A 6677-nucleotide genomic window follows, 5' to 3' on the forward strand; every position below is an offset into this window, starting at 1 on the left:
GCCCGGCCGAAAGATCAGGTAGCCCTAACCTCTCCCACAAACTCTCTCGACATCAAGATACACGACATCGAGCCACCTCCGGGAATCCCGCGCACCGCGCCGGTCTCGCGCCGACAGGAGGGCGACGAGGAGTCGCTCAGCCACCCGGGCTCCCGTACTACCGTCGTTCGCTCACGCGTCTTCGAGCAAGATTCCCGCCAGCGCCTCCGGCGCGGTGACCATGGCGTCATGGCCGACGTCCAGCTCGGTGGTGTCCCAGCCGAACTCCTTGGCGAACCGCGGGAACGGCATGGGGCCGCCAGGCGTGCACAGGACCGCTCGGCACGGGATCGCGTCGACGGCTCCGGACAGCCTGGTGGGATCGGAGAAGGTCCGGTGCGGGTGGGGCGTCAGCGACGACTCGAGCCAGGCCACCTGGTCCGGCTCCACCACGCCGACCGTGGCGGGCGGCGCGACCGGGATCACCCCTTCCTTGGTCACCGAGTCGATCCAGTTCAGGAAGAACTCCGGAGCCCGGTCTCGCAGCGACTCACCGTCGCGACCCACCCAGGCGTCGACGAGGACGAGACGGGCGATGCGCTCGGGCATCCGGTCGGCCACCTCGCGGACGACGAAGCCGGCGTAGCTGTGCCCGACAAGCACGACGTCTCGGAGGTCTTCGGAGCGCAGTACGCCCATGACGTCAGCGACGTGGGTTTGCAGCCCGGTGTCAGCGGTGAGGAGATGCGCTCGCTCGCCCAGCCCGGTAAGCGTTGGGGTGAAGACCTGATGGCCGGCCCGCCGAAGCCGGTCCGCCACCAGCCGCCAGCACCAGCCCCCGTGCCACGCCCCGTGGACCAAAACGTACGTCGCCATTACACAACTCCCTCTTCCGAAACATTGAGCACGACCTTGCCTGCGGTGCGGCCCTGGGCCACCAGGTGATGGGCCTCCGCCAGCGGGAATTCCTTGCTTACGTGCACGATCAGCTGTCCCCTGCGGACGAGATCGGTGAGGCCGGCGTCGTCGGGGTCCACGAGATGTCCCAGAGCGCGCTGGTGGGCCCTTCTCAAGGACCTGCCTGACGCAGGATCCTGCGGAGCTGCCGGGCAGGCCAGGACCTCGACGACGGGTTCGATCGTCGAGGGCGAGGCCCACCCGGTGCGCGGCAGAGTCAGCCGATCCCGGTGCGGAAGCCCTCGCGCCAGCTGGGGTACCGCGGCGTCCAACCCAGCTCACGCTTGGCCTTGGCGTTCGACGACCCCCGCACCTCGGTCATCATCAAGACACCGAACTCGCCGATCAGCGGCTTGGCCGTCCAGGCGGGCAGCCGCATCGGCTTCTTGCCGCCGAGCTGCTCGGCCAGGTAGGGCAGCCACTGGGCGACGGGAGCAGGGTCGTCGTCGACGACGTTGTAGATGCCGGGTGCGCCCCGCTCGATCGCGGCAACGGTGGCGGCAACGGCATCGTCGATGTGGATCCACGACCACACCCCGCCTCCGCCGCCGACGACCGGGATCTTCCTGCGGCGAATCAACTCGCCCATTTCTCCGCGACGCGACAGCGCGTTGCCGGGCCCGTAGAAGTTGCCGTAGCGCAACACCACACCCTCGATGCCGGCCGCCGTGGTGACAGCGTCTTCGAGGTGCTTCAAGGCGCGCCACGACTGCTTCGCCTCCTTGCCGGGCTCCTCGACGAACGGGTCGTTCTCGGTCTTGACCGGTCCGCCGGTGCGCTGGTTGGTCCAGTGTCCGCCGTAGCTCTGCGCGACGAAGCGACGGACGCCGGACGCCTGTGCTGCTGCGAGCAGGTGGTCGATGGCCTCGGTCCGCAACCGGTTGGTCATTGCGAACTCCTGGTCCCACTTCTTCATGTTTCCCGACATCCCGCTCAGCGCGGTGAGCTGGTGGACGACGACGTCCGGCTTGGCCTGGGCGACGGCGGCTCGAACGCTGGTAGCGTCGAGCGGGTCCATCACGATGCCGGTGACGCCCATCGCGTCGACGGCGGCGCGGCCGCGCTCGTTGCGGCTCGTTCCGAACACGTCGTGGCCGCTTCCGGTCAGCAGGGGCACGAGACGGCTGCCCACCGCTCCGGTCGCGCCGGCAATGAAGATTCGCATGATCCTTTTCCCTTCGGTTCGGGTTTGGCCCCTTCGACGGGAATGACCGGCTCCCTGTGACAGCTGCCGGGAAAAAGTTGCGCCGCGGTGGTGCGCCCTGTTCGGTGCCCACGCCGCGCAGTGGTCTAATCTGAGCGAGAAGATGACTGATCTCGCCCAGGCACACGACGAGCTGCGGCCGCTGATGTTCTCGATCGCGTACCGCATGCTCGGCAGCGTGGTGGAGGCGGAAGACGTCGTGCAGGAGGCATTCCTCCGCCTGCACCGCAGCTCGCAGGACGGCGTCGACAACCTCGAGGCGTACGCCACCACGGTCACCACCCGGCTCGCCATCGACACGTTGCGTTCCGCTCGCGTCCGCCGGGAGCGGTACGTCGGCCCGTGGCTACCGGAGCCGATCCTCGACTCCCCGGACGTGGACCCCGCGTACCGGATCGAGCTCGACGACACGGTGTCGATGGCGTTCCTCGTGCTGCTCGAGGCGCTCTCGCCGGTGGAACGGGCGGTGTTCGTGCTGCGCGAGGTGATCGGCTACGAGTACGCCGAGATCGCGGCGGTCGTCGACAAGAGCGAGGCGAACTGCCGGCAGATCTTCGCCCGGGCGAAGACGCGGATCAAGGACGGACAGCCGCGGTTCGCGGCGTCCCGCGAGGACCGCGACCGGTTGGCGACCGAGTTCCTCGGGGCGATCAGAAACGGCGACCTGGCCGGCCTGGAACGGCTGCTCGCCGAGAATGTGGTGTTCGTCGGCGACGGTGGCGGCCGGACGCCGGCGGTCCAGCAGCCGATCATCGGTGTGGTGGCCGTGGCCCGGTTCCTGCTCGGCCTGATGCGCCAGGGCGACCGGCTCGGCGTACTCCTCGACCTGGTGCAGGCCAACGGGCAGCCGGCGCTGCGGATCCGGGCTGCCGACGGCGCGATGCTCGGCGTGTTGACGATCGACGTCGACACCGACCGGATCGTCGGACTCAACAACATCCTCAACCCCGACAAACTCGGCCACCTCGGCCCGGTGGGTGACCTGAACACCCTGCTCGGCCACCGCGCCTGACCGAGCGGCGACTCAGAAGCCGCGGCTTGGGGGGAGCGCCGACGGTGGAGGTGTGTGGGCGCTCCCGGGGTGTGGTGGTGCTCCAACCAGCGCGGACTGTTCATTCGTTCCTCGCCCAGGCTGAGTACCTGGGCGAGGTGACCTGCGGTCTGGGCATCGCTCTCACGGCGACTCTCGTCACTCTGCCCGTGGCGCTGGGTGTGTGCGCCGGCCTCTTCGCGGTTACCGCAGCCGTGATGCGGCGCGCCCCGGTGTCAGCTGACCTGGGGTAGGACTTCCGCGGCGATGAGGTCGAGGTGGTCCAGGTCGGCGAGGTCGAGGATCTGGACGTACTGGCGGGACGAGCCGGCTGCCGCCAACCGGCCCAGGTGGTCGACGACCTCGGCCGGCGTACCGATGATCGAGCCGTCGCCCGGGTTCTGCGGGTCGCGGCCGATGACGGCGGCGCGGCGCTTCACCTCGGCGTCGTCCTTGCCGACGACAACTGTGTGCGCGGTCGACAGGACCAGCGTCTCCGGATCGCGCCCGATCGCCTCGCAGGCTTCGCGGACGCGGGTGAAGCGCGTCGCGGTCTCCTCGACCGACGCGAAGCCGGCGTTGAACTCCGCCGCGTACTTCGCCGAGAGCGCCGGCGTCCGCTTCTTGCCCGCGCCACCGACGATGATCGGCGGGTGCGGCTGCTGGACCGGCTTCGGCAAGGCCGGCGAATCCTTCAGCTGGTAGTGCTCACCGTCGAACGCGTACTTCTCCCCCACCGGCGTCGTCCACAGCCCGGTGATCAGCTCGAGCTGTTCGCTCAGCAGGTCGAACCGGCCGGGCGTGTCGGGGAAGTCCAGCCCGTACGCCGCGTGCTCCGCCTCGAACCATCCCGCGCCGAGCCCGAGCTCCGCACGGCCACCACTCATCTGGTCGACCTGGGCCACCGTGATCGCGAGCACGCCGGGGTTGCGGAAGGTCGCGGAGCTGACCAGGGTGCCGAGCTTGATCCGCTGAGTCTCGCGGGCGAGTCCGGCGAGCGTGATCCAGGCGTCGGTCGGGCCGGGCAGGCCGTCCCCCTCGCCCATCGCCAGGTAGTGGTCGGACCGGAAGAACGCGTCGAATCCGCACTCCTCCGTCTTCCGCGCTACCGCGAGCAGATCGTCGTACGAGGCGCCTTGCTGGGGTTCGGTGAAGATCCTGAGCAACATGCGGACAACGCTATCTCGCCGTCGTGTACAGCTTCTCCAGGTACGACGGTTGCCAGTCCGGCCCGCGTCCGTTCAGCCGCCGGACCAGGCCGTCGACGTCGAGCCGCTGCTCGATCGGGTGGTCCCACCATTCCGGCACCTGGTCGTACCAGCGGTCGATCCGCAGCGTCCGGCCGGCGGCGTCCAGGCGCGCGAACAGCCAACCGCCCTGCTCGCTCTGCGACTCCGCGACCCAGAGGTCACCGAGCAGCTCGGCGAGCCGGTCGGCGCCGTACTCCGGGTCGTCGACCTCGGGTGGTTCGAGATCGAACCGGTACGACGGACGGGCGGGATCCAGCACCTGCACCTGGATCGTGAACCCGGACGGCACGATCTTCGTCCGCGCCCGGCACCACTCGCGCAACGCCACCAGCGCCGCGGACTCCTTCGGCCGAGGACGAGGACGCTCGTACTCCGACCGCATCGCCTCCTCGATCGACCCCGGCCGCGGCTCCACCTTCGGCGCATCCGCCCCGACGAGCCCGAGCCCAGCAATCGCCATCCCGCCCGAACTCGCCGCCGGCGCCACCAACCGCTCCGGCACCTCAACCGGCACGCTCTCAGCTGTGTCAGCTTCAGGTGCCTCCAGTGCAGTCGTCGCAGCTTCAGGCGACCTTGCCTCGAGCGCGGCGGCAGCTACCGCCGAAGCGAGCCGAGATGGCGATCCGACAGGCTCATCCTCAACTAGAGGTTCAGCCTGCTGGTCCGACTCGGACTGCTCGAACTCGAAGTCCTGCTCAGCCTCCAGCCGCTCGTCCTGCGCCCGCCCGCCGTCGGCCGACCCATACAGCTGCTCCGCCTCGAACGACTCCTGAGAATCCTCGGACAACCCGTCCGGTTCGTCCTCCCGATCCGCCTCGAACAGCCCCTCCGGCTCGCTCCGCAACCCATCGAGACCGTCGCCTCGACCCGGCTCGGAGTGCTCCGACGGCTCGTTCCGCAACGCGTCGGGATCGTCGTCGCCGACTGCCTCGATCTGCGCGGTCACCTCACCGTCGGAAACCTCAGCCGCCTCCGGCCAGGCGGTCTCCAGCCGGCCGGTCTCCAGCCCGCCGGTCTCCGGCGAGGCGGTCTCCAGCCCAGCGGCGTCGAGGCCGGCGGTGTTCAGGCCGGCGGCTCCTAGCCCGGCGGTCTCCAGCGCGGTGGTTTCTGGCGCGGTGGTTTCTGGCGCGGTGGTTTCTGGCGCGGTGGTCTGTGGCGCGTCAGCTTCGGGGGGCGAGGGTGGGGGGAGGTCGCCGAGTTGGTCGGCGGTCCAGTCGCCGTCGCCGATGAGTTCGTCGTGGAAGACCTCGCCGCCGAGCTCGTACCCGTGCTCCCCCGGCTGCAGATCCGCCGGATCGATCGGCCGGAACCCGTTGGTCAGCAGCGGCAACCCACGCCCGTACCCGTCGTCCTCCGCCGCCCCACCACCAGCCGCGAACGGTGAGACATCCGTCGGGTAGTACTCCTCCTCGACGTCATCCCCACCCACAGCCTGCAACGCTGCCGTGTCGTCCTCGTCCCCCACAACCACTGCATCGGCGCTCGCGCCCACTTCCCGCACGGCTGACGCATCTCCGCCGGCACTCGCCGCCTGCACGCCTCGCGCATCTCCACCGTCCGCCGCCGCTGGCTGCACGCCTCGCGCAACTCCACCGTCGGCCGCCGCAGCCTGCACGCCTCGCGCAACTCCGCCGTCGGCCGCCGCTTCATGCACGCCTCGCGGAACTCCGCCGTCGGCCGCCGCTTCCTGCACGCCTCGCGCATCTCCGCTGGCACTCGCTGCCTGCACGCCTCGCGTGTCTCCGCCGTCGGCTGCTTCCTGCTCGACCGGTGCAACTCCGCCGGCGGCTGCGTCCTGCTCGAATGGTGCATCGCCGCCGTTGGCGGAGAGCTGTGGCTCAGCCGCGTTGTCGTCCAAGGGGCTCTCGGCGGCCGCCTCGACGTCGTCAGCCGAATCCGCCTCCGCGATCCGCGCTTCTCCGTCAACCCCGTGCACATCCAGGTCGTCGCCGACCGAAGCGCCAACCAGCCCGTCCGCCTCAGCTTCCAGGTCGAGCCGCTCCGATTCGACGCTCTCGACGCTGTCATCGACCGGTGCCTCGATGTCATCGACGACCGCCGCGATCTCGGCCGTGGGCGCCTCGTCATCCGCGGCCTCGCCAGCAGTTCCACCGGGCATCTCTTCCGGACCGGCGACCGAGGCGTCCGTTCCGTCGACGGGTGACAGAACCTCGGATTCGTCGACGGGTGACAGGGCGCTGGTGTCGTCGACAGGCGACAGGACCCCGGATTCATCGGCAGGCGACAGGGCGCCGGT

Annotated in this window: 6 protein-coding genes; 1 reads left to right on the forward strand and 5 read right to left on the reverse strand. The window is 69.7% G+C overall.

Features of this window, described 5'->3' with window-relative positions; genetic code table 11:
• Positions 1 to 171 precede the first annotated feature (171 nt).
• From EV138_RS00445 to EV138_RS00455, 3 genes are all read right to left on the reverse strand, one after another.
• The gene (locus tag EV138_RS00445) at positions 172 to 855 is read right to left on the reverse strand and encodes an alpha/beta fold hydrolase (RefSeq protein ID WP_133976513.1); all 684 of its coding nucleotides are present in this window, start codon (positions 853 to 855) and stop codon (positions 172 to 174) included.
• On the reverse strand, positions 855 to 1016 hold the full coding sequence (locus tag EV138_RS37540; RefSeq protein ID WP_202866583.1) for a zinc-binding dehydrogenase: 162 nt from the start codon (positions 1014 to 1016) through the stop codon (positions 855 to 857). The genes EV138_RS00445 and EV138_RS37540 overlap by 1 nt, the downstream gene beginning before the upstream one ends.
• Before the next feature lie 137 nt (positions 1017 to 1153).
• Entirely contained in the window at positions 1154 to 2101 is a 948-nt protein-coding gene (locus EV138_RS00455) for an NAD-dependent epimerase/dehydratase family protein (RefSeq protein ID WP_133976515.1), read from the reverse strand.
• Between the two features lie 142 nt (positions 2102 to 2243).
• On the opposite strand from EV138_RS00455, the gene EV138_RS00460 reads away from it, so the two are divergent.
• Positions 2244 to 3152: an RNA polymerase sigma-70 factor gene (locus EV138_RS00460; RefSeq protein ID WP_133976516.1), complete on the forward strand. Its 909-nt coding sequence runs from the start codon at positions 2244 to 2246 to the stop codon at positions 3150 to 3152.
• Between the two features lie 254 nt (positions 3153 to 3406).
• Here EV138_RS00460 and EV138_RS00470 read toward each other — a convergent pair whose 3' ends face one another.
• Together EV138_RS00470 and EV138_RS00475 are read right to left on the reverse strand one after the other, a co-directional pair.
• Positions 3407 to 4339, reverse strand: coding sequence for an LLM class F420-dependent oxidoreductase (locus EV138_RS00470; RefSeq protein ID WP_133976518.1), 933 nt, complete (start codon positions 4337 to 4339; stop codon positions 3407 to 3409).
• A 10-nt stretch (positions 4340 to 4349) separates the two neighbouring features.
• A partial coding sequence (locus EV138_RS00475) for a putative sodium/potassium/calcium exchanger (RefSeq protein ID WP_166678457.1) occupies positions 4350 to 6677 on the reverse strand: 2328 nt, incomplete at its 5' end.

Source organism: Kribbella voronezhensis (assembly GCF_004365175.1).
Classification (GTDB): Bacteria; Actinomycetota; Actinomycetes; order Propionibacteriales; family Kribbellaceae; genus Kribbella; species Kribbella voronezhensis.